Here is a 20,673-nt window from a genome sequence, read left to right as displayed (position 1 = left end):
TGTCATTTCGTTGCCGCGAATTCCGCAATAATCTTTTCCAGTTGCGGCATCGCACAATCGATTCCTGGAAGCATACGATATCGGCACCCCGACCACGAAGCGATCAACAAGGAGTCCGCATGAAGCCAAGCCAAGTCCGATCGAAAGCATTCGCGATGCCGCTCACGAGCCCGGCATTCCCGATGGGCCCTTATCGTTTCGTCAACCGGGAATTCCTGATCATCACGTATCGCACCGACATGGACCGCCTGCGCGAAATCGTGCCGGAACCGCTCGAGGTCAAGGAGCCGCTCGTCCATTACGAATTCATCCGCATGCCCGATTCGACGGGCTTCGGCGATTACACCGAGAGCGGGCAGGTGATCCCCGTCGAATACAAGGGCCAGCCGGGCGGCTATACGCTCGCGATGTATCTGAACGATCACCCGCCGATCGCGGGCGGCCGCGAATTGTGGGGATTCCCGAAGAAACTCGCGCAGCCGACGCTGGAAACGCACATCGACACGTTGCTCGGCACGCTCGACTACGGCCCCGTGCGCGTCGCGACGGGCACGATGGGCTACAAGCACCGGGAGCTCGATCTCGAAGAGCAGGCGAAGCGCCTCGGCGGCGCGAACTTCCTGCTGAAGATCATTCCGCACGTCGACGGCTCGGCGCGCGTGTGCGAGCTCGTGCGTTACTACCTGCAGGACATCAGCATGAAAGGCGCGTGGACGGGCCCCGCGTCGCTGCAACTCGCGCCGCATGCGCTCGCGCCCGTCGCCGATCTGCCGGTGCTCGAAATCGTCGAAGCGCGGCACCTGCTCGCCGATTTGACACTCGGCCTCGGCGAAGTCGTCTACGATTACCTCGCGCAGTAACGCGAGCCTCTTCGTTCCCTATCACTTTCTCGACAGGAATTCGATCATGAGCAATCTGAATGGCAAGACCGCCGTCGTGACGGGCGCAGCAAGCGGCATCGGCAAGGAAATCGCGCTGGAGCTCGCGCGCGCGGGCGCGGCGGTGGCGATCGCCGACCTGAATCAGGACGGCGCGAACGCGGTGGCCGGGCAGATCAAGCAGGCGGGCGGCCAGGCGATCGGCGTCGCGATGGACGTGACCAACGAGGACGCGGTCAACGCCGGCATCGACAAGGTGGCCGAGACGTTCGGCTCGGTCGACATCCTCGTGTCGAACGCGGGCATCCAGATCGTCAATCCGATCGAGAACTACGCGTTCGCCGACTGGAAGAAGATGCAGGCGATCCACGTCGACGGCGCGTTCCTGACGACGAAGGCCGCGCTCAAGCACATGTACAAGGACGATCGCGGCGGCGTGGTGATCTACATGGGCTCGGTGCACTCGCACGAGGCATCGCCGCTGAAGTCGGCGTACGTGACGGCCAAGCACGGGCTGCTGGGCCTCGCGCGCGTGCTGGCGAAGGAAGGCGCGAAGCACAACGTGCGCTCGCATGTCGTGTGTCCGGGCTTCGTGCGCACGCCGCTCGTCGACAAGCAGATTCCGGAGCAGGCGAAGGAGCTGGGGATCAGCGAAGAGGACGTGGTGAAGAAGGTGATGCTCGGCCAGACGGTGGACGGCGTGTTCACGACGGTCGAGGACGTCGCGAAGACGGTGCTGTTCCTGTCGGCGTTCCCGAGCGCGGCGCTGACCGGCCAGTCGTTCGTCGTCAGCCACGGCTGGTTCATGCAATGAAGCCGCGCGCCCGCACCGAGAAGCAGGCGGTCGATCCGGCGGACCTGCACAACGAAGCAGGCGCGCCGCACGCGCTCGAGCATGCGCCCACGCCGTTCCACGATCTGCCATACGAAACGATCGCGCTCGTGCTGCAAGGCGGCGGCGCGCTCGGCGCATATCAGGCGGGCGTGTTCGAGGGGCTGCACGAAGCGGGCATTCCGCTCGACTGGATCGCCGGCATCTCGATCGGCGCGCTGAACACCGCGCTGATCGCCGGCAATCCGCCCGAGCGGCGCGTCGAGCGGCTGCGCGAGTTCTGGAACACGATCTGCCAGCCCGCGTTCTTTCCCGCGCTGCCGGCGATGTTCGAGGCCGCGCTCTTCAACAGCCACGAATACGTGCGCACGTTCTTCACCGCGAGCCAGGCGGCGAGCGCGGTCGTGCAGGGACAGCGCGGCTTCTTCGTGCCGCGCTTCCCGCCGCCGCTGCCGGGCTCGGCGCATCCGCCGGAGAAGGTCAGCTATTACGACACGTCCGCGCTGCGCGCGACGCTGCTCAAGCTGTGCGACTTCGAGCGGATCAATTCGGGCGAGACGCGCGTGTCGGTCGGCGCGGTGAACGTCGGCACGGGCAACTTCATCTACTTCGACAACACGAAGACGACGCTGCGTCCCGAGCACTTCATGGCGTCGGGTGCGCTGCCGCCGGCGTTTCCGCCCGTCGAGATCGACGGCGAGTTCTACTGGGACGGCGGCATCGTGTCGAACACGCCGCTGATGGAGGTGCTGCGCGCGTCGCCGCGCCGCGACACGCTCGCGTTCCAGGTCGACCTGTGGAGCGCGCGCGGGCCGTTGCCCGAATCGATGAACGAAGTGACGGAGCGCACGAAGGACGTTCAGTATTCGAGCCGCACGCGCTTCGTTACCGATACGCTGCAGCGCGAGCAGCGCTTTCGCAACGTGCTGCGCCGCGTGCTCGATCAGGTGCCCGAAGCGATCCGCGAGAGCGATCCGTGGTGCCAGCAGGCCGAGACGCTGTCGTGCAGCAAGCGCTACAACGTCCAGCATCTGATCTATCAGCAGAAGGCTTACGAGCAGCACTACAAGGACTATCAGTTCGGCGCGTCGACGATGCGCGATCACTGGACCGCGGGCCTCGCGGACATCCGCAAGACGCTCGCGGTGAAGAACGGGCTCGCGCTGCCGGACAACGACGCAGGCTTCGTCACGCACGACATTCACCGGATTCGGTAAAGCTCGCCGCTCGCGGCCGGCGCGCGCCGGCCGTGCGTTTCGTTTCGACATTTCCCGTTTTGCCATTTCCCGCTTCGCCATGCCGATATTCGTCGTTCTGTTCGCGTTCGTCGCATTGATCTGGGGCGCCGTCCATACGTTTCACGCGATCGCCGCGCGCTTCGGCGACGCCGTTGCGATCGGCGCCGCCGCCGTCGCGGCCGGCGCGACCGCGGCGGTGATCGCGCGCTGGGTCCGGCGGCGGCGCGACGTCGCGCCGAACGCGCGCGAAGACGGCTGGACGCACGTGCTGCAACGCGCATGGGGCGACCTGCGCGTCTCGGCGACGAAGGGGCTGCTGTGGCTGTCGCAGGACGGCGCCGACGGCCGCTACACGCTCACGGATCTGAGCGGCTGCCGCGCGCAGGCGCTCGATGGCCGCTGGTATCTCGTCGTTGCCGTGCGCGACGAGCGCCGCGCCGAGTGGACGCTGCCGATGGACGGCAAGCGCGACGCGCTGCGCTGGGAGCGCGTGCTGACGCTCGCGAAGCGACAGCGCCTGTGAGTGCGGCGAATGCCGCCGGTATCGCCGCAGGCTCGATCCGGCCGCGCGCCCGGTTTCATGGACGATCGGCGAGCCGCCGGCGGGGTCCGGACGGGTTCCGGACACCTTCGCGGCAGCTCCCGAAAAATCTCACCTTTGGGTGGAAAACGTGTCGACGCGGGCGGCCGGCGCGTTCGCGGAGCGAGCGTCGACGGTTGTTTCTTCAAGCCGCCGGACCGGACGGCGGCAGCATGCGCGGCCGCGCCGCCGTCGTTCGTCAGATCGTCACGCGCCCTTCGAGGTAGAGCAAGCGCCGTCGTGGCGGGCTTGGCGGCGTCACCAGACGCGCGGCACGAGCCGCCAGCGCACGCGCTCGCAGTACGCGCGATAGCCGTCGAGATGCGCGCTCAGGTAGCGTTCCTCGTCGACGAGCCGCGCGACGACGCCTGCAGCGAGCACCGCGGCGAACGGCCAGGCCCATGTCGATTGAGCGGCGATCGGGCTCCCGAAAAATATCACCATTGCGCCGGAATACATCGGGTGGCGGACGAGACGATACGGGCCGGACGAGATCACTGTCTGATCGCGCGTCACCTCGACGATGCTCGACGCGAAGCGATTCGCGCGCAGCACCGCAAAGCAGATCGCGAAGCCCGCGATCACGAGTGCATTGCCGAGCGCGACCGAGCGCCAGTCGACCGGCGTGTGCGCGACGCGCCATTCGGCGCCCATCGCGACGACGAGCCCGACGCTCGCCACGCTCACGACGCCGACGATGATCTTCTGGCTGAGCTCGCGCTCCGCTCGCACGCCGACGCGCATCCGGCTCTCGACGAGCGCCGGATCGTGCTTGAGGAAATGGAGCGCGAGCCAGGTCGTCGCGCCGGAGAACACGAGCCAGTAGATCCAGCCCTGCCAGTAACGCAGCGAGCCCGCCGACGCGAAGATCAGCACGGCGAGCGCCGCGACGAAACGCGCTTGCGCGCCGAGCACGCGCTTCGACAACGAGTCCATTGCGGGTTCCTCCGGGATGGGCAGTTAGTTGCAGATACACTCACCAAACGATTATCCGCCGTTCGCGCGCTCGTTCAGGTGCGCGAACGCGTCCGCGAGAAAATCGACGCACACGCGCACCTTCGCCGACGCCGCGAGCCGCGCCGGATACACGGCCCACACGTTCGCCGGCTGGAGCGCGTCCGGCAGCACGCGCTTGAGCTTGCCGCTCGCAAGCAGCGGCCCCGCCTCCCAGATCGAGCGCAGCACGATCCCGCGCCCGGCGAGCGCCCACTGCACGGCGACCTCGCCGTGATTCGTCGACAGCGCGCCACCAACCTTCACTGTCGCCGTCTCGCCGCGCACCGTGAGCCGCCATACGCCGAACGGATGATCGCGCTCCTTGATCGCGAGGCACTGATGAGCGGCGAGATCCGCGAGCTGGCGCGGCGTGCCGTGTCGCGCGAGATAGCCGGGCGACGCGCACAGCACCCGGTAGTTCGTCGCGAGCCGCTTCGCGATCAGGTGATCGGCAATTTCGTCGCCGATCCGGATGTCGAGATCGAAGCCTTCGCCCGCCACGTCGACGAGCCGGTCGAACAGATCGAGCCGCACGTTCAGTTGCGGATAGCGTTCGTTGAAATCGAGCAGCGCGGGCGCGAGCACGTGCCGGCCGAAGCCGAAGCTGCTCGAAATTCGCAGCGTGCCGCGCGGCACGCTGCGAGTGGTCGACACGTCTTCGACGAGATGGTCGACGTCGTCGAGGATCTTCTCGGTCCATGCATAGACGCGCTCGCCCGCTTCCGTCACCGCGACGCGGCGCGTCGAGCGATGCAGGAGCCGCGTGCCGAGCTGCTTTTCGAGCAGCGCGACGCGCTTGCTGACGTACGCGGGCGACACCGCGAGCTGCTCGGCGGCCGCGCTGAAGCTCGCGAGCCGCACGACGACGCTGAACACGCGCAGGTCATCGAGGTTCGGGGAATTGTTCACGGCGCGTGGAAAGTCGATTAACCGAATGGCCGATTTTAATCCTTCCAGAAATAAATAGAATGCATGGATCGACGATCGCGCAAGCCCCGCGCGATCGCCTCCTTGATGCCGCGCGCGCCCGGCTCGGCCGATGCGCGCGGCAGGACACGAGATGAGGAAGCCAGCATGAGCGACAAGGTGTACAAGATCGCCGTCATCCCCGGCGACGGGATCGGCGTGGAAGTGATGCCCGAAGGGCTGCGCGCGCTCGACGCGGTGAGCCGCCGCTTCGGCCTGCGCTTCGAATACGAACCGATCGAATGGGCAAGCTGCGACTACTACGCGAAGCACGGTCAGATGATGCCGGACGACTGGAAGACGCAACTTTCCGGCATGGACGCGCTGCTGTTCGGCGCGGTGGGCTGGCCCGAGACGGTGCCCGATCACGTTTCGCTGTGGGGATCGCTGATCAAATTCCGGCGCGAGTTCGATCAATACGTGAACCTGCGTCCCGCGCGCCTGTTCGACGGCGTGCCGTGCCCGCTCGCCGGCCGCCAGGCGGGCGACATCGATTTCATGATCGTGCGCGAGAACACCGAGGGCGAATACTCGGCCGTCGGCGGCGCGATGTTCGAGGGCACCGATCGCGAGTTCGTCGTCCAGCAGGCGGTGTTCACGCGGCACGGCACCGAACGCGTGATGAAGTTCGCGTTCGAGCTCGCGCAGCGCCGCGCGAAGCAGCTCACCGTCGCGACGAAGAGCAACGGCATCGCGATCAGCATGCCGTGGTGGGACGCGCGCGCCGCCGAGATGGCCGCGCGCTATCCGGACGTCGCGTGGGACAAGCAGCACATCGACATCCTGTGCGCGCGCTTCGTGATGCAGCCGGAGCGCTTCGACGTCGTCGTCGCGTCGAACCTGTTCGGCGACATCCTGTCCGAGCTCGGCCCCGCATGCACCGGTACGATCGGCATCGCGCCGTCGGCGAACCTGAACCCGGAGCGCCGGTTTCCGTCGCTGTTCGAGCCGGTGCACGGCTCCGCGCCGGACATCGCGGGCAAGCACGTGGCGAACCCGATCGCGATGATCTGGTCGGCCGCGATGATGGTCGATTTCCTCGGCGAGGGCGCGGGCCCCGCCCGTGAGGCGCATGATGCGATCGTCGCCGCGATCGAGCACGTGCTGAAGCACGGCCCGCGCACGCGCGACATGGGCGGCCAGGCATCGACGAGCGAAGTGGGCGACGCGATCGTCGCGCACCTGCTCGGCTGATCGGCTGCTCGGCTGATCGCTGATCGACCGCGTTCGACGTGATCGCCGAAGCCGCCGACAACAGCGACGACGACGCGCTTCCGACGTAAAGGCGCGCGGCATTTTCCCCGACTCCCGAAAAAGCTCACCATGACCGAATCGGCTCCCGTATTTCCTCACTATTCGATCGAGGTCGACTTTCCGGACCTCGATGCGCATCGCATCGGCAACGCCGGCGTCGATTACGTGCATCGCTTCGATTCGGGCGTGTCCGGCCCGCACGTGATGATCAACGCGCTCACGCACGGCAACGAAGTGTGCGGCGCGATCGTCGTCGATGCGTTGCTGTCGCGTGTGAACGCCCGCCGTGCTCGACGATCTGTCGAAGCACTCGGTCGAACTCGATCGTGCGCGCGCGATCCGGCCGTTCGTCGACGAGGCTGACTGGCTGCTCGATCTGCATTCGATGCACGAGCGCAGCGCGCCGCTGATCGTCGCGGGCCCGCTCGACAAGGGCACGGCGCTCGCGCTGCAGATCGGTGCGCCGGCAACCGTGATGCGCGGCGAAACAGCGCTTCGCCGTTGCAGGCGGCGCGATGCTTTATGCAACCCGCCGCCGATCAGAGCCCGAGATCCGACAGGCCCGGATGGTCATCGGGCCGGCGGCCGAGCGGCCAGTGGAACAGGCGATCCGCTTCGCGGATCGGCATGTCGTTGATGCATGCATGGCGATGCGCCATCAGGCCGTTTTCGTCGAATGCCCAGTTTTCGTTGCCGTATGAGCGGAACCAGTTGCCCGCGTCGTCGTGCCACTCGTACGCGAAGCGCACCGCGATCCGGTTGCCGGTGAACGCCCACAATTCCTTGATCAGCCGATAATCGAGCTCGCGCGTCCACTTGCGGCGCAGCAGCGCGACGATCTCCGCGCGGCCCGTCGCGAATTCCGCGCGATTGCGCCATTTGCTCTGCGGCGTGTAGGCGAGCGAAACGCGCTCGGGGTCGCGCGTGTTCCAGCCATCTTCAGCAGCCCGAACTTTTTGAATCGCGGTTTCGCGCGTGAACGGCGGAACAGGCGGGCGGATTTCGGTTGAATCGGACATCGTGCTCTCCAGATTGAGGGCGTGAAAAGACCCGCCCGGCTCGCCGAGCGCGGCGGGCAGGCGGGGGTGCTGCGATTCGATCGAATGAAAAGGCGGAGCTTTAGCCGGACCGGCTCGGCAGCGTCGCGTCGAGCAGCAGTTCGGCCACCGCACGCGCGTCGCGCGCGGCCGACGCGTCGCCGCTCACGAGCGCGACGCCGATCGCACCGTCGATCAGCACGAGCCACTGGCGCGCGAGCCGTGCGATATGGCGGCGATCCGCGCCCGTTTCCGCCGCATGCGCATCGAGCTGCTCGCGCACGAACACGAGCAAGCGTTCCTTGTGTTCGCGCGCGACGACGCGAATCGGATCGTCCGGATGCTCGATCTCGCCCGCCGCGTTCAGGAACGCGCAGCCGTGGAAATCCGGCTGCTCGAACCATTCGCGCAGCACGTCGAACATCCCGACGAGCCGCGCGCGCGGCGTCTTGCCGCGCTTTGCCGTCGCTTCGACGAACCACGCCATCCAGCGCGCATCGCGGCGCTCGAGCGCGGCGGCGACGAGCGCCTCCTTCGATTCGAAGTGCGTATAGAAGCTCTTGCGCGCGGCGCCCGACAGCTTGACGATCGCGTCGACGCCCGTCGCATGGATGCCGCCCGCGTAGATCAGCGTTTCGGCCGCGTCGAGCAAGCGTTCGCGCGCGCTGGCGGCAGGGATTGGTTCAGGTTTCGTATCCATGCGTTTACGGTAGAACGATCATTCTCCTTTGTCAACCTCGAAACGATGCGATATCGTTTTCGCACGCATTCGGCAAAAAGGGGCTCGGATGAAACCGGCGAGATGGGCGAGACAATTCGCGTGCGCGATCGCGCTCGCAGGCGTGACGGCAAGCTGCACGCCGCTTCGGGTCGTCACGCACAGCGTGTCGACGACGGAAGCCGCCGTTCCGGCCGGCCGCTACACGCTCGATCCGCACCACTGGAGCATCGTGTTCGACGTCGACCACTTCAAGTATTCGCGCTTCACGATGCGCTTCGATCGCGCGAGCGCGCAACTCGATTGGCGCGCCGGCGGGCTCGCCGGCAGCGGCGTGACGGCGTCGATCGACGCAGCGAGCGTCGACACCAATGTGCCGCTGCTGGACAAGCTCGTCGCGGGCGCCGATGCGCTCGACGCCGCCCGCAACCCTCAAATTCGTTTCGACGGCACGCGCTTCGCGCGCACGGGCGCGACGCAGGGCACGCTGACCGGCAACCTGACGATCCGCGGCGCGACGCACCCCGTCACGCTCGCCGTCACGTTCAATGGCTACGGCCGCAATCCGTTGACGAGGCAGGACACGCTCGGCTTCTCCGCGCGCGGCACGTTCAGCCGCGCGCAATTCGGCGTGACGAGCTGGTATCCGGCCGTTGGCGACGAGGTGCGCGTGCGCATCGAGGCGGAGTTCGTCAAGGAAGGCGAAGCGCCCGCGCCATGACGCATCGATGACGCACGTTGCCGCTCGAAGGAACGCGCGACGTTCGTCATGGCTTCGCGCATCGCCGCCTCCAGCCTCTATCGCCGCGCCGCATTTTTTACGACATTTTTTCTTGAAAGGCGCGCTCGCGACTCCCTACACTTCGGGCAACCATCGAGGTTTCGGAGGCGTCACATGCCGCAACAACGAGCGAAAACCGAACGAGCGATGCACTTCGCATGCGCGACGCATGCGGACGGCCGCGTCGTGCTTCGACGTTTCGATCCTGCGCACGACTCGTACAACGAGCTGACCGCGCTGCTGCATCGCGCGTTCGCCCGGCTCGGCCGGATGGGACTCAATTGTCCCTGCGTCGATCAACCGGCCGCCGTCACGCATCAACGCGCGCTCGCGGGCGAATGCTTCGTCGCCGTCTGCAATGGCCACCTCGTCGCGACGATGACGCTTCACGCGCGCGATCTCGCGTCGCCATGCGAACTCTATCGCCGCGGCAACGTCGCGACGTTGCGCCAGTTCGGCGTCGATCCCGTCTGGCAAGGGCGCGGCATCGGCCGGTCGATGCTCGATTTCGCCGCGCATTGGGCTGCCGCGCGCGGCTACCGGCGTCTTGCGCTCGACACGCCGCAGCCGGCCGCGCATCTCGTCGCGTTCTACACGCGCCAAGGATTTCGGCTCGTCGACGTCATGCACTTTTCCGGCAAAGGCTATGACAGCGCGATCCTCAGCAAGCCGGCGGCGGTATCGCGGTCGTCCGCATGGAAGGCGCGCGAACTGCCGCTGACGCCGATGCCGATGCCGATGCCAGCGCCATACGATCGCGCCGCATGAAATACGACGACGACGCACGCCGGCGCGACCGCTCGTGCGACTCGGGCGATCGGCGCGCGTACAAGCCGGCCCACGTGAAGGCGGCGATGCGCATGCGCGGTCTCGTCAAGGTCGTGTGCATCACGATCGCGGTGAGCCAGGCACTGACCGCGGCATTCGCGGGCCTCGCCCATATCGCCGGCCACGACGTGGAGGCGGGGCCGCTGCTGCTCTTCAACTTCGTCACGTGCACGCTCGTCAGCTACTGGCTGCAATCCGACGCGCAGCGCGCATATCTCGACGCGCGGTCGAGCGGCCGTCTGCGCAGCGCGCCGAATGACGGCGCGCCGCTCGACGTTCCGGCCGATTGCCCGAGACGTTGGCTAGTGATCCTGAACATCGAATTGAATCCGCATCTGCTCGACAGCGTGCAATGACGCAAGCCTGCCTCACGCGGAATCGCTTGAAGTCGAAATATTGACGCGTTGTTTACGCTCGTCGCGCGACTCTTTCGATCGGTTTGACATCCGCTGCGCTGTAATGAAGACATGAAGAACCAGCGGCCGAAGCGGGAGAATCGATGGACAGGCACGCCTATCTGCAGCTCGCTCTTTTCGTCGTCGTGCTGACGCTGCTCGTCAAGCCGCTCGGACAATACATCGCGCGCATCGCAAACGGCGATCCGCCGTGGCCGATGCGAATGCTGCGGCCCGTCGAGAGATGGACGTATCGCGCGGCGGGCGTCGATCCCGAGCAGGCAATGAGCTGGAAAACCTATGCGATCGCGCTGTTGTCGTTCAGCGTCGTCGGCACGATCGCACTCTACGCGTTGCAGCGCGTTCAGCACGTGCTGCCGCTCAATCCGCAGGCCCTTCCTGCCGTCAGCGCCGATTCGGCGTTCAACACGGCCGTCAGCTTCGCCACCAATACGAGCTGGCAAGGCTACGCAGGCGAAACGACGCTCAGCTATCTGACCCAGATGGGCGGCATCGCCGTGCAGAGCTTCTTGTCGGCCGCCGCCGGCATCGCCGTGCTGCTCGCGCTGATCCGCGCGCTCGCCGCGCGCGGCGCGGGCTCCGTCGGCAATCTGTGGGCCGACCTCACGCGCGCGACGCTCTATGTGCTGATTCCGCTGTCCGCGCTGTTCGCCGCCGCGTTCATCGCGCAAGGCACGATCCAGAACTTCTCCGGGTATCGCACCGTCCAGACGATCCAAAGCACCGTCCGGCGGCAAGCCGCGCCCGACGCAAGCGGCGCGCCGCTGCTCGATGCCGCGGGCCGTCCCGCCGTGCGCGCGATTGCGGGCCGCGAGCAGCTTCTGCCGATGGGGCCCGTCGCATCGCAGGAAGCGATCAAACTGCTGAGCGGCGACGGCGGCGGCTTCTTCAACGCGAACTCCGCGCATCCGTTCGAGAATCCGACGCCGTTCAGCAATTTCCTGCAAATGCTCGCGCTTCTGCTGCTGCCGGCCGCGCTGTGCCACACGTTCGGCGCGATGGTGGGCGACACGCGGCAAGGCTGGGCGATCTATGCGGCAATGCTCGCGATGTTCGTCGCACTCGCGCTCGTGACGATGCGCGCCGAGCAAGCGGGCAGCGCGACGCTCGCGTCGCCGGGCATCGACGCGCGCGCGTCTGCGTCGATGCCCGGCGGCAACATGGAAGGGAAAGAGACGCGCTTCGGGATCGTCTCGTCGGCGCTCTACGCGACGATCGCGACGGCGAGCGGCGACGGCGCGGTCGACGCGATGCACGATTCGCTGACGCCGATCGGCGGGCTCGTGCCGATGGCGCTGATGCAGACGGGCGAAGTCGTGTTCGGCGGCCCCGGCTCGGGGCTCTTCGGCATGCTGATGCACGCGATGCTCGCGGCGTTCGTCGCGGGACTGATGATCGGCCGCGCGCCCGAGTATCTCGGCAAGAAAATCGATCCGCACGACATGAAGCTCGTCGCGATCGCGCTCCTCGCGACGCCTTGCATCGCGCTCGTCGGCACGGCCGCGTCGGTGCTGCTGCCGGCCGGCGTCGCCGGCATCGCGAACCCCGGCGCGCACGGCTTCAGCGAGATCCTGTATGCGTTCACGTCGGCGGCGAACAACAACGGCAGCGCATTCGCGGGCCTCGCGGCGAATACCCGTTATTACAACGCGATGCTCGGCGCGGCGATGTGGTTCGGCCGCTTCGCGACGATCGTGCCGGTGCTCGCGCTCGCCGGCTCGCTCGCGCTGAAGGTGCGACGCGCGGCCGGCCCCGGCGCGCTGCCGACGCACGGCCCGCTCTTCGTCGTCCTGCTGATCGGAACGGTCGTGCTGATGACGTTGCTGACGTATCTACCGGCATTGGCGCTCGGGCCGATCGTCGAGCAGGTGACGATGGCGGGCGCTGCGCGTTGAGTCACGCGCCGGCCCAGTCGAGAATCACCTTGCCGCTTTCGCCCGACAGCATCGCCGCGAAGCCCTGCTCGTAGTCGTCGACCGGGAAGCGGTGCGTGATGATCGGCGACAGATCGAGCCCGCTTTGCAGCATCGCGACCATCTTGTACCAAGTCTCGAACATCTCGCGCCCATAGATGCCCTTGATCTCGAGGCCCTTGAAGATCACCTGGTTCCAGTCGATCGCGGTCTGCGCGGGCGGAATGCCGAGCAGCGCGACCTTGCCGCCGTGATTCATCGATTCGAGCAGCGACGTGAACGCGCTCGGCACGCCGGACATCTCGAGCCCGACGTCGAAGCCCTCCGTCATGTGCAGATCGGCCATCACGTCGCGCAGCGATTCGCGCGACACGTTCACCGCGCGCGTCGCGCCCATCTTGCGCGCGAGGTCGAGGCGATAGTCGTTGATGTCGGTGATGACGACGTTGCGCGCGCCGACGTGCTTCGCGATCGCCACCGCCATCACGCCGATCGGCCCCGCGCCCGTGATCAGCACGTCCTCGCCGACGAGGTTGAACGACAGCGCGGTATGCGTCGCGTTGCCGAACGGATCGAAGATCGCGGCGAGATCGTCGGAGATCTCGGGCGGAATCTTGAACGCGTTGAACGCGGGTATCGCCAGATACTCGGCGAACGCACCTTCGCGATTCACGCCGACGCCCACCGTGTTGCGGCACAGGTGGCGCCGCCCCGCGCGACAGTTGCGACAGAAGCCGCATGTAATGTGGCCTTCGCCGGACACGCGATCGCCGATCGAGAAGCCGCGCACTTCCTGGCCCATTTCGACGATCTCGCCGACGTATTCGTGGCCGACGTGCATCGGCACCGGAATCGTCTTCTGCGCCCAGTCGTCCCACTTCCAGATATGGATGTCGGTGCCGCAGATCGCGGTGCGGCGGATCTTGATGAGGACGTCGTTGTGGCCGACCTCGGGCTTCTTCACGCGCGTGAGCGTGAGGCCCGGCCCGCGTTCGAGCTTCGCAAGCGCTTTCATCGCGAGCCTCCGTCAAATGACGCCGAGCGTCTTGCCGACGCGCACGAACGCGTCGACCGCGCGATCGATCTGCTCGGGCGTATGCGCGGCGCTCATCTGCGTGCGAATGCGCGCGCGGCCGCGCGGCACGACCGGATACGAGAAGCCGATCACATACACGCCTTCGGCAAGAAGTGCATCGGCCATCTTCGACGCGACCTGCGCATCGCCGAGCATCACCGGAATGATCGGATGCTCGCCCGGCACGAGCGTGAAGCCCGCCGCGCTCATCTTCTCGCGGAAGTGCGCGCCGTTCGCGCGCACGCGCTCGCGCAGCCGCGCGCCTTCGTCGCTCGCGAGCAGCTCGAGCACGTTCAGCGACGCGGCCGCGATGCTCGGCGTCAGCGTGTTCGAGAACAGATACGGGCGCGAGCGCTGCCGCAGCAGCTCGACGATCTCGCGCCGCGCGGCGACGTAGCCGCCCGACGCGCCGCCCAGCGCCTTGCCGAGCGTGCCCGTGACAATGTCGACGCGGCCCTCGACGCCGCAATATTCGGGCGTGCCGCGCCCGTGCTCGCCGATGAAGCCGACCGCGTGCGAATCGTCGACCATCACGAGCGCGCCGTAACGGTCGGCCAGATCGCATACGCCCTTCAGGTTCGCGATGATGCCGTCCATCGAGAACACGCCGTCGGTCGCGATCAGCTTGAAGCGCGCGCCCGCCGCGTCGGCCTCGCGCAGCTTCGCTTCGAGATCGGCGAGGTCGTTGTTCTTGTAGCGCAAGCGCTTCGCCTTCGACAGGCGAACGCCGTCGATGATGCTTGCGTGATTCAGCTCGTCGCTGATGATCGCGTCGTTTTCGTCGAGCAGCGTCTCGAACAGGCCGCCGTTCGCGTCGAAGCAGCTCGAATACAGGATGCAGTCGTCGGTTTGCAGGAACGCGGACAGCGCGGCCTCGAGCCGCTTGTGCACGGTCTGCGTGCCGCAGATGAAGCGCACCGACGCCATCCCGAACCCGTCCTGCTCGAGCGCCGCCTGCGCGGCTTTGATGAGGCGCGGATCGTCCGCGAGCCCCAGATAGTTGTTCGCGCAGAAATTCAGCACGTGCGCGCCGCCGGCCAGCCGGATGTCGGCCGCCTGCGGGCTGGCGATCTCGCGCTCGGTCTTGTAGAAACCGTCCGCGCGAATCTGGTCGAGGGTGCCGCGTAGATGGGCAAGATAGGCATCACGCATCGCAATAAGCTCCTGACATGGGCTGCAAGGCTCGGCGCTCGTCCGCGCTCGTGGCGGCGGCAAAGCGGCTTGCTACTGTTATAGTCGGCCGTCTGATCCAGCGTATTTTTCCTGTATTTCGAACTAAAATTCGAAATACCGAACAACTCTAAGCGAACGGAATTCAAATGGCAAGCTCTTCCGGCGCGCGGCGCACGGCCGCGCCCGCTCCCGCCGCCCGCGGCGCGACGCCGCCGCGGGTCGGCGAGCAGATCCAGCGCCTGCGCAACGAGCGCAAGCTCACGCTCGACGATCTGTCGCGCGCGGCCGGCGTGTCGAAATCGATGCTGTCGGAGATCGAGCGCGACAAGGCGAATCCGACGATCGCCGTCGCGTGGCGGCTCACGAACGCGCTCGGCATCAGCCTCGACGAGCTGTTCGCGCAGCCGAAGGCGCCCGAGACGATCCGCGTCGACGGCCCGCACGACATTCCGACGCTCGCCGGCCACGACGCGCAATACCAGTTACGCGTGTGGGGACCGATCGAACTCGCGGGCAAGTTCGAATGGTACGAGCTGACGCTGCCGGCGAACGGCGCGCTCGTGTCGAATCCGCACGAGCCCGGCACCCGCGAGCATCTGACCGTGCTGAACGGCGCGATCGAAATCGAAGCGGCGGGCACCGCGCGGCGGCTGAAGGCGGGCGACACCGCGCGCTACGCGGCCGACGGGCCGCACGCGATCCGCAACGCGGGCAAGAGCGAGGCAAAAGCGCTCCTGATCGTGATTCATCGGCAGCACGGCGTCTAGTCTGCTCAACGGCCAGTTGCGCAAAATACTGTATATTCGTACAGTATACGCAAAACAGGAGCCCGCGATGACCGAACAGGATCTGGCCGCGCTCAGCTTCAAGGCTGCGGCGCACGATATGGAAACGATTGTCCGCCACATTGCCGAGCGTTATATCCGGCAAGGCGTTCCGTTGACGTGGCGGCTTCTGCACGCGGTCGAAGCCGAAGCGCTCGCCGATCTCGGCTTCGCGAGCCGGCACGATCCGATGGTTCGCTGCCTGTTCGACCGCCCGGCCGAGCTGCGCTTCCCGGAAACCGACGATCTCGTCGACTTCGGGCGGTCGAATGCGCTGCCCGCGGTGTTCTCGTTCGCGGTCGCCGCGTACGAGCGGGCCGCGAACGCGCGCACCGACGCGTCCGTTGCGCCGGTGCGCGCCGCGCGCGCGTCGCGCGCATGGGGCGACTAGCCGGTCGCCGCGTCTTGCCCGGCGGCCCACCCGGCCCGCATGTCGCATGCAGACAACCCGGTTTCCGGCGGCTCGTTAGCCGCAGGATGCCCGCCGCTGACTCGAAAACGCTTTGTCGAGCGAACGCGACACGCTATGATGAATTGCAACTAACGGTATAAATGACATGTCGCTGCCCATTCTGACGAGTCCCCCTGCGCAGCCCGACATCCCGAGCGATCTGTTCGATCGCGACACGTCGGACTGGCTCAACCATCCGGACACCGCTTTCGATGCGTGGCTGGCCACCCAGGAATTTCGCCGCTCGTCGGCCGACGTCTACCGCGCACAATGGGGCGCGTTTCTCGGTTGGCTCGCGAAACGGCAAAAGAACGTCGCGACGGTCGACACCGAGACGATCGCCCTTTTCGTCGGCGAGCTCCCGATCAAGAAAACGCAGAGAGTCCGCTATTTGAGGCTGATCGAGCGCGTGCTCGATCATGTGCGCAAGAACGAATTCGGCTCGACGAACCCTGCCCGCTTCATTGCTCAGGATGGCGAAGCGACCTGGCGCAGCGCGCGCGACAACGAGCCGACGAGTTTTCTCGCGCCGGCCGAACGCGCCGCGCTGCTTGCTTATCTATTTTCCCCACTGCCCGCGACAGGCGCGGCGCTCTGGAAGGAACGCCGCGATCGTGCGCTGATCGCCGCATTCCTCGGCGGCGGATTGAAGACCGGCGAAGCGCGCGCGCTCACGATTAGTTGCGTCAACCTTGGATCGACCGTGCTGATGATCCCGGCGGCCCGGCCAGAATTCACGCGCGAAACGCATCTCGCATCGTTCGCGATCGCGCTGTTCGACGCATGGCTAGCCGAACGTCAGCGTTGCGGCATTCCGGGCGAGCTCGTTTTCCCCGCGTCGCAATCCGGCCGGCCGATGCACAAGGCGACGATGCTGCGTGCGGTCGATGCGATCGTCGACGCGGCCGACATCGCGCCATCGCGCACCGCGCGCGCCAGCCCGCAGACGTTGCGCAACACGTTCGCGGCCGAACTGTTCGAAAACGGCGTCGAGCCGGAAAAAGTCGGTCAGTGGCTGGGATTCGCGCAGCCGATTTCGTCGAATCGACTGCATCGGGCATGGAAGAATTGGCGGGAAAGCCTCGTCAGTGCGCTGCCGGGCGCCGAGTCGCTCACCAATGAAGCGCCGACCGCCGCGTCAAGCCAGGCTTGAGATCGGCGGTTTCGGCCTCCCGAAAATGCTCACCTTTTCTCACCTCTTGATTCCCGAATTTCCTCACCTTTGAGGATTTCCGGCGCCGTCCGTCACGCTGTCCGGGTGAAACAGGCGGCCGCCGCGAAGCGCGATGGCCGCACTCCCGACGTGTGCTCGCATTCGGGACAAAGCAATTCGTAACCGTGCGCGTCGTGAGACAGCTCGGGTTCGCCGTCGCCGCACTTCGGACACCGCGCCGGCAGCGCCACATGCTGATCGAGCGACGTGCCGATCGCATCGAACGCAGCCGCATCGAGATTGCCCGCGTCCGCCAGACGCCGGATCAGCGCGGCGATCTCGGGTGTCATGCCCTGGCTGGCCCGCAATATCTGAACTTCGTTGACCGCGGCGGTCAATTCGTCGCCTTGTTCGCGCAACTGCGCGTCGAGCCGATCCGCACGCGCCTTCGCCGCACTCAGTTGCTGCAGGAAATCGAACTCCTTGCGATTGACGTCGCGCAACCCCTGCTGATACGTCGAAGCCATGCTGCGCAGCGAATCGAGCTCGACGAGCATCGGCTTCACGCGCCGCTCGGCTTCCGCGATCGCGTCCTTGATCTGCTGCGCATAGTGCTCGGTGTTCTCGCGCAGTTCCGCGTGCAGCGCGTCGATCCGCTCACGCAGCGCCGCGTTTTGGCTCTGCTCGGTTTCAAGTCTTTGATTCAGCAGTGCATTTTCGTTTTCCATCCGGCGAATCAGGCCCTGCAGCGAATCCTGATGCGCGAGACCTTGCGTCGACGCGGACGCCAATTGCACCTCGGCATCAGTCAGACGATTCTGCAGTTGCTCGGCGCGCGCGTCGCTTCGGGCGAGCGTGGCCTCGAGCGCTTCCTGGCGAATCAGCGCATCGCGATATTTCTGTTCGGCAGCGGCCACTTCGCCGCTCGCTTGCTGCCGTTCGGCATCGAGGCTCTCACGCGCCTGTTTCAGCGCCTCTTCATATAGCGCGCCCAGTAGCGCGCCGGCCTTTTCCTCGAGCGGTTTCGGTAAAGCGGCTCCTTCGAGCCGGACTTTCGATGCAGCCCGGATTCGCTCCCAAAAATGATCAATGTCTTTCGGGATATCGCTTGCGCTACCGGTCTGGGTCAAATCGCGGACGTTCGCCGCAGACGGCCGGATGCCGAGGTCGAAGAACAGCCGTTTGCACGCATGCAGCGACAAGTCTTGCCGGCGGGCGCCGGACGCGCGCAGCGCATCGAGCTCTTCGCGAATGGATTGCCGGATTTCGTCGAGGGTCATGGTCGTTGCGAAAAGCTGAAGCGTACCAATCATAACGAAATACGTTCTGTTTGATACGATTTTGATGTGCTTGTTGTACTTTTGCTACTCACAGAGGCATTCAGGGGATGTCGATCGATTTTGCTCACACAACCGCTGGAAATCCGTGAAACAAAGCGAAGAATGTGACTCAAGCCTCTGTTTTTAAAAGATTATTGGATGGGACCCGAATAACGGTAATTGTTTCACATGCCGAGCGCTGTGGTTCTCGGGGCATGTCTGGAGGCGAAATGGGGGTTCTGTGGAAAACTCGTCGGGGGCGTCTTGAGAGTATTAGAAGTAAACACCCTTGAACCTTCGTTAAAAACGTTAACGCCATCGGGAGGCCTTGCCCAGCAAGGGATTGCGACCGATGAGGTGAAATTTTACGGGATGTGAGGTGAGATTTTCCAGGATTCGACGTGATGGGGTTCGGGGATCGGCGTGAGCCGATGCAGGAAAGATCGTGAGCGGATTCAGGATGCTTTCCCACAGATGAGGTTGCCAAAGGTGAGGTTTTTCGGGGGCACAGTAAAGGTGGAGCCGCGCGCAGCCTGAATCGATCTATCCACATCCGCACAGGTATAGGTGAGGCTTTTCGGGAGGTCGGTGGAGCAATGATTCTGCCCTTCTTTTAAGCAAATTTGGGGCATAGGTGAGATTTCTCGGGATTCCAGCCCGTTTTGATGTGAGCGTTTCCGGGAAGGAAGGCTGGTAAAGGCTCGTCCGACGGGGCGTTGCCGCCCGAAACGGCCTAGAGGTGAGGTTTTTCGGGGGATCTTCTTCAGCGCTGAGACGAGGTTCTCGCGAAAGGTGAGGGAATTCGGGCGCATGGCCGGCCCGCACCGATCTCGCTTGAGGTGAGGTTTTTCAGGATCTGGCGCACTGCAGAAATTCGCCAAAGGTGAGACTTTTCGGGACATGGTGGCGCTCATTCGGCCGCAAAGGCCCGTGGATGCTGGGTAGCAAGTGCCATTGCGGAGCCCGCTCTTCGTCAAAGGTGAGATTTTTCAGGATGCGATCTCATGACAAGTGACGTCGAGCCGCGTGCGAAAGGTGAGGGCATACGGGAGAAGAAAATTTCGACCAGCGCGTTAGCTATGATTTGTAAGTAATTGATATATATGGATTTTTTGCGTATCGGAAGGAATGGTGAGCTTTTTCGGGGGCTGCGGGTGCGCTGTCGCGCAGGGCAAAAATCGATCTGAGGTGAGGCTTTACGGGGGCCGATTGCCGGTAGTCGCCCGTATGCCGGACCTGCGGACGAGGTTGCTCGTTGGCTGACGGGACCTGAATGGTGAGCTTTTTCGGGAGCAAGCCTGCATTGCCGAGCGTCAAGGCTTGGAAAAAACGCTTCGTAAGCCGGCCATTTCTCCGGCAGGGGCCCAGGTGGGGCTCTTGGGGCTAGTCGAAACGCTGCATCGCAACTCATTTTGTCTTTGACGGATATCCATCCGGTTAGTCGGATGCATTGGATCTGCTCACGTTTGACGGGCTGTCGCACGCTCGGGTGAGTCGACTCGGCTTGGGAGGGCTCACGCTTGCGGCCCGAGGCTGGTCGCCGGGCTGATTTGCCGTCCATAAGCGGCTCGCGGCCGGGAGGCCGTGCGGGGCGCGCGTATGCGTTTCATGTCGGGGATGATCTCTCGTCCGGTGAGGCGAACTTGGGCGCGCTCGCTCGCATCGCCGAACGGCATCCGGATGCGGTCCGATGCCGGACCTGCGTCATTGTCGGTCGGCGATGACGCATGGCGTGCCGCGCTCGAGGTCGCGCGACACGTAATGCGGCCGCTCCACGCTCCCGCTTGGCGCGCGTACTGGTGAGGCCGATCGATTTCGACGGCTCACGCGTGGCCGATTCGCGCCGGCGGCCGGCAGTCGTTGCCCGTCTCGCCTTCATTTGACACCTTTCCATCGGGGGCGCCCGGACGGACGAGACACGCCGGTCGAACGTCAACGCCTGAAGATCCGGGGCAGGCGTACGCCGAGTCATGTGCATCGCCGCTCATTCCGCCCGGCTGATCCGATCCGTGCATACCGACAGACTCCCGGCGCCGGGCCGGCTGGGCTTCGATCGGTGTCGGCATCGGCTTGCTGCGCGCTGTTCCTCAGGCCGGCGTTGCAAGTCGATCACGGAGATGCCCGTGCGCGTGAATTTGTCGTAGCAATTTTGCGACAGGATTGGAGGTGAGACGATACGGGAGCCGCTGCGCCGCGGAACGCGAATGCGGGAAAGCCGGCGTTCGCCGCGCTTGACGCTGC

General features: G+C 65.5%; 19 protein-coding genes and 1 pseudogene. 13 read left to right on the top strand and 7 right to left on the bottom strand.

Annotated elements, in window-relative coordinates; translation table 11 throughout:
* The first annotated feature begins 119 nt into the window (after window positions 1–119).
* The 4 genes from WS92_RS03265 to WS92_RS03250 all read left to right on the top strand — a co-directional run bounded on the left by WS92_RS03265 (window position 120) and on the right by WS92_RS03250 (window position 3,471).
* Window positions 120–860 (top strand): acetoacetate decarboxylase, encoded by a 741-nt coding sequence (locus tag WS92_RS03265; RefSeq protein ID WP_015603353.1) that lies wholly within the window; start codon window positions 120–122, stop codon window positions 858–860.
* Between the two features lie 46 nt (window positions 861–906).
* On the top strand, window positions 907–1,692 hold the full coding sequence (locus WS92_RS03260; protein ID WP_061083804.1) for a 3-hydroxybutyrate dehydrogenase: 786 nt from the start codon (window positions 907–909) through the stop codon (window positions 1,690–1,692).
* Window positions 1,689–2,927, top strand: a complete 1,239-nt coding sequence (locus WS92_RS03255) for a DUF3734 domain-containing protein (protein ID WP_015604053.1) — start codon at window positions 1,689–1,691, stop codon at window positions 2,925–2,927. Before WS92_RS03260 ends, WS92_RS03255 begins: the two co-directional genes overlap by 4 nt.
* A 79-nt stretch (window positions 2,928–3,006) precedes the next feature.
* Window positions 3,007–3,471, top strand: a complete 465-nt coding sequence (locus tag WS92_RS03250; RefSeq protein ID WP_059934536.1) for a hypothetical protein — start codon at window positions 3,007–3,009, stop codon at window positions 3,469–3,471.
* Window positions 3,472–3,786: 315 nt separating this feature from the next.
* Here WS92_RS03250 and WS92_RS03245 read toward each other — a convergent pair whose 3' ends face one another.
* Both WS92_RS03245 and WS92_RS03240 read right to left on the bottom strand, forming a co-directional pair.
* Window positions 3,787–4,464 carry a methyltransferase family protein gene (locus WS92_RS03245; protein WP_015603261.1) on the bottom strand — a complete coding sequence of 226 codons (678 nt, stop codon included), beginning with the start codon at window positions 4,462–4,464 and terminating at the stop codon, window positions 3,787–3,789.
* Between the two features lie 51 nt (window positions 4,465–4,515).
* The gene (locus WS92_RS03240) at window positions 4,516–5,433 is read right to left on the bottom strand and encodes a LysR substrate-binding domain-containing protein (RefSeq protein WP_059934535.1); all 918 of its coding nucleotides are present in this window, start codon (window positions 5,431–5,433) and stop codon (window positions 4,516–4,518) included.
* 63 nt (window positions 5,434–5,496) lie between these two features.
* On the opposite strand from WS92_RS03240, the gene WS92_RS03235 reads away from it, so the two are divergent.
* Both WS92_RS03235 and WS92_RS03230 read left to right on the top strand, forming a co-directional pair.
* Complete coding sequence (locus tag WS92_RS03235; RefSeq protein WP_269435041.1) at window positions 5,497–6,684, top strand: tartrate dehydrogenase; 1,188 nt, start codon at window positions 5,497–5,499, stop codon at window positions 6,682–6,684.
* Window positions 6,685–6,813: 129 nt separating this feature from the next.
* A pseudogene (locus WS92_RS03230) lies at window positions 6,814–7,225 on the top strand (succinylglutamate desuccinylase); the annotation flags it as partial.
* Window positions 7,226–7,283: 58 nt separating this feature from the next.
* Here WS92_RS03230 and WS92_RS03225 read toward each other — a convergent pair.
* A complete protein-coding gene (locus WS92_RS03225; RefSeq protein ID WP_006028368.1) occupies window positions 7,284–7,763 on the bottom strand; it encodes a nuclear transport factor 2 family protein in 480 nt (159 codons plus the stop codon).
* Between the two features lie 100 nt (window positions 7,764–7,863).
* Window positions 7,864–8,481 carry a TetR/AcrR family transcriptional regulator gene (locus WS92_RS03220; RefSeq protein WP_059934534.1) on the bottom strand — a complete coding sequence of 206 codons (618 nt, stop codon included), beginning with the start codon at window positions 8,479–8,481 and terminating at the stop codon, window positions 7,864–7,866.
* Between the two features lie 88 nt (window positions 8,482–8,569).
* On the opposite strand from WS92_RS03220, the gene WS92_RS03215 reads away from it, so the two are divergent.
* The 4 genes from WS92_RS03215 to kdpA all read left to right on the top strand — a co-directional run bounded on the left by WS92_RS03215 (window position 8,570) and on the right by kdpA (window position 12,419).
* A complete protein-coding gene (locus tag WS92_RS03215; RefSeq protein ID WP_059934533.1) occupies window positions 8,570–9,220 on the top strand; it encodes a YceI family protein in 651 nt (216 codons plus the stop codon).
* A 174-nt stretch (window positions 9,221–9,394) separates the two neighbouring features.
* Window positions 9,395–10,048 carry a GNAT family N-acetyltransferase gene (locus WS92_RS03210; protein ID WP_006028365.1) on the top strand — a complete coding sequence of 218 codons (654 nt, stop codon included), beginning with the start codon at window positions 9,395–9,397 and terminating at the stop codon, window positions 10,046–10,048.
* A complete protein-coding gene (locus WS92_RS03205; RefSeq protein ID WP_006028364.1) occupies window positions 10,045–10,464 on the top strand; it encodes a hypothetical protein in 420 nt (139 codons plus the stop codon). Before WS92_RS03210 ends, WS92_RS03205 begins: the two co-directional genes overlap by 4 nt.
* A 143-nt stretch (window positions 10,465–10,607) precedes the next feature.
* On the top strand, window positions 10,608–12,419 hold the full coding sequence (kdpA, locus tag WS92_RS03200) for a potassium-transporting ATPase subunit KdpA (protein ID WP_015603749.1): 1,812 nt from the start codon (window positions 10,608–10,610) through the stop codon (window positions 12,417–12,419).
* A gap of 1 nt (window position 12,420) precedes the next feature.
* On the opposite strand, the gene tdh is transcribed toward kdpA, so the two are convergent.
* Complete coding sequence (gene tdh, locus WS92_RS03195; RefSeq protein WP_015604146.1) at window positions 12,421–13,452, bottom strand: L-threonine 3-dehydrogenase; 1,032 nt, start codon at window positions 13,450–13,452, stop codon at window positions 12,421–12,423.
* A gap of 12 nt (window positions 13,453–13,464) precedes the next feature.
* The gene (locus WS92_RS03190) at window positions 13,465–14,664 is read right to left on the bottom strand and encodes a glycine C-acetyltransferase (RefSeq protein WP_059934532.1); all 1,200 of its coding nucleotides are present in this window, start codon (window positions 14,662–14,664) and stop codon (window positions 13,465–13,467) included.
* A 167-nt stretch (window positions 14,665–14,831) separates the two neighbouring features.
* Here WS92_RS03190 and WS92_RS03185 point away from each other — a divergent pair, with 167 nt between their 5' ends.
* The 3 genes from WS92_RS03185 (at window position 14,832) to WS92_RS03175 (ending at window position 17,113) form a co-directional block, all read left to right on the top strand.
* Window positions 14,832–15,452: a helix-turn-helix domain-containing protein gene (locus WS92_RS03185; protein ID WP_006028360.1), complete on the top strand. Its 621-nt coding sequence runs from the start codon at window positions 14,832–14,834 to the stop codon at window positions 15,450–15,452.
* A gap of 67 nt (window positions 15,453–15,519) precedes the next feature.
* A complete protein-coding gene (locus WS92_RS03180) occupies window positions 15,520–15,900 on the top strand; it encodes a DUF2471 family protein (protein WP_059934531.1) in 381 nt (126 codons plus the stop codon).
* 166 nt (window positions 15,901–16,066) lie between these two features.
* A complete protein-coding gene (locus WS92_RS03175; RefSeq protein WP_059934530.1) occupies window positions 16,067–17,113 on the top strand; it encodes a tyrosine-type recombinase/integrase in 1,047 nt (348 codons plus the stop codon).
* 92 nt (window positions 17,114–17,205) lie between these two features.
* On the opposite strand, the gene WS92_RS03170 is transcribed toward WS92_RS03175, so the two are convergent.
* Window positions 17,206–18,393, bottom strand: coding sequence for a DNA-binding protein (locus WS92_RS03170; protein WP_059934529.1), 1,188 nt, complete (start codon window positions 18,391–18,393; stop codon window positions 17,206–17,208).
* Window positions 18,394–20,673: the final 2,280 nt, after the last annotated feature.

The sequence above is a fragment of the Burkholderia sp. MSMB1588 genome (assembly GCF_001546925.1).
Classification (GTDB): Bacteria; Pseudomonadota; Gammaproteobacteria; order Burkholderiales; family Burkholderiaceae; genus Burkholderia; species Burkholderia humptydooensis.
This window is presented reverse-complemented; position numbering and strand designations above follow the sequence as displayed.

Bases quoted from the DNA above. Each gene is read 5' to 3' on its own strand.
- WS92_RS03235 (WP_269435041.1), top strand. From the start codon at position 5,497: ATGGATCGACGATCGCGCAAGCCCCGCGCGATCGCCTCCTTGATGCCG.
- tdh (WP_015604146.1), bottom strand. From the start codon at position 13,452: ATGAAAGCGCTTGCGAAGCTCGAACGCGGGCCGGGCCTCACGCTCACG.
- WS92_RS03250 (WP_059934536.1), top strand. From the start codon at position 3,007: ATGCCGATATTCGTCGTTCTGTTCGCGTTCGTCGCATTGATCTGGGGC.
- WS92_RS03205 (WP_006028364.1), top strand. From the start codon at position 10,045: ATGAAATACGACGACGACGCACGCCGGCGCGACCGCTCGTGCGACTCG.
- WS92_RS03210 (WP_006028365.1), top strand. From the start codon at position 9,395: ATGCCGCAACAACGAGCGAAAACCGAACGAGCGATGCACTTCGCATGC.
- WS92_RS03180 (WP_059934531.1), top strand. From the start codon at position 15,520: ATGACCGAACAGGATCTGGCCGCGCTCAGCTTCAAGGCTGCGGCGCAC.
- WS92_RS03245 (WP_015603261.1), bottom strand. From the start codon at position 4,464: ATGGACTCGTTGTCGAAGCGCGTGCTCGGCGCGCAAGCGCGTTTCGTC.
- WS92_RS03215 (WP_059934533.1), top strand. From the start codon at position 8,570: ATGAAACCGGCGAGATGGGCGAGACAATTCGCGTGCGCGATCGCGCTC.
- WS92_RS03220 (WP_059934534.1), bottom strand. From the start codon at position 8,481: ATGGATACGAAACCTGAACCAATCCCTGCCGCCAGCGCGCGCGAACGC.
- WS92_RS03175 (WP_059934530.1), top strand. From the start codon at position 16,067: ATGTCGCTGCCCATTCTGACGAGTCCCCCTGCGCAGCCCGACATCCCG.
- WS92_RS03190 (WP_059934532.1), bottom strand. From the start codon at position 14,664: ATGCGTGATGCCTATCTTGCCCATCTACGCGGCACCCTCGACCAGATT.
- WS92_RS03225 (WP_006028368.1), bottom strand. From the start codon at position 7,763: ATGTCCGATTCAACCGAAATCCGCCCGCCTGTTCCGCCGTTCACGCGC.
- WS92_RS03185 (WP_006028360.1), top strand. From the start codon at position 14,832: ATGGCAAGCTCTTCCGGCGCGCGGCGCACGGCCGCGCCCGCTCCCGCC.
- WS92_RS03260 (WP_061083804.1), top strand. From the start codon at position 907: ATGAGCAATCTGAATGGCAAGACCGCCGTCGTGACGGGCGCAGCAAGC.
- WS92_RS03170 (WP_059934529.1), bottom strand. From the start codon at position 18,393: ATGACCCTCGACGAAATCCGGCAATCCATTCGCGAAGAGCTCGATGCG.
- kdpA (WP_015603749.1), top strand. From the start codon at position 10,608: ATGGACAGGCACGCCTATCTGCAGCTCGCTCTTTTCGTCGTCGTGCTG.
- WS92_RS03265 (WP_015603353.1), top strand. From the start codon at position 120: ATGAAGCCAAGCCAAGTCCGATCGAAAGCATTCGCGATGCCGCTCACG.
- WS92_RS03255 (WP_015604053.1), top strand. From the start codon at position 1,689: ATGAAGCCGCGCGCCCGCACCGAGAAGCAGGCGGTCGATCCGGCGGAC.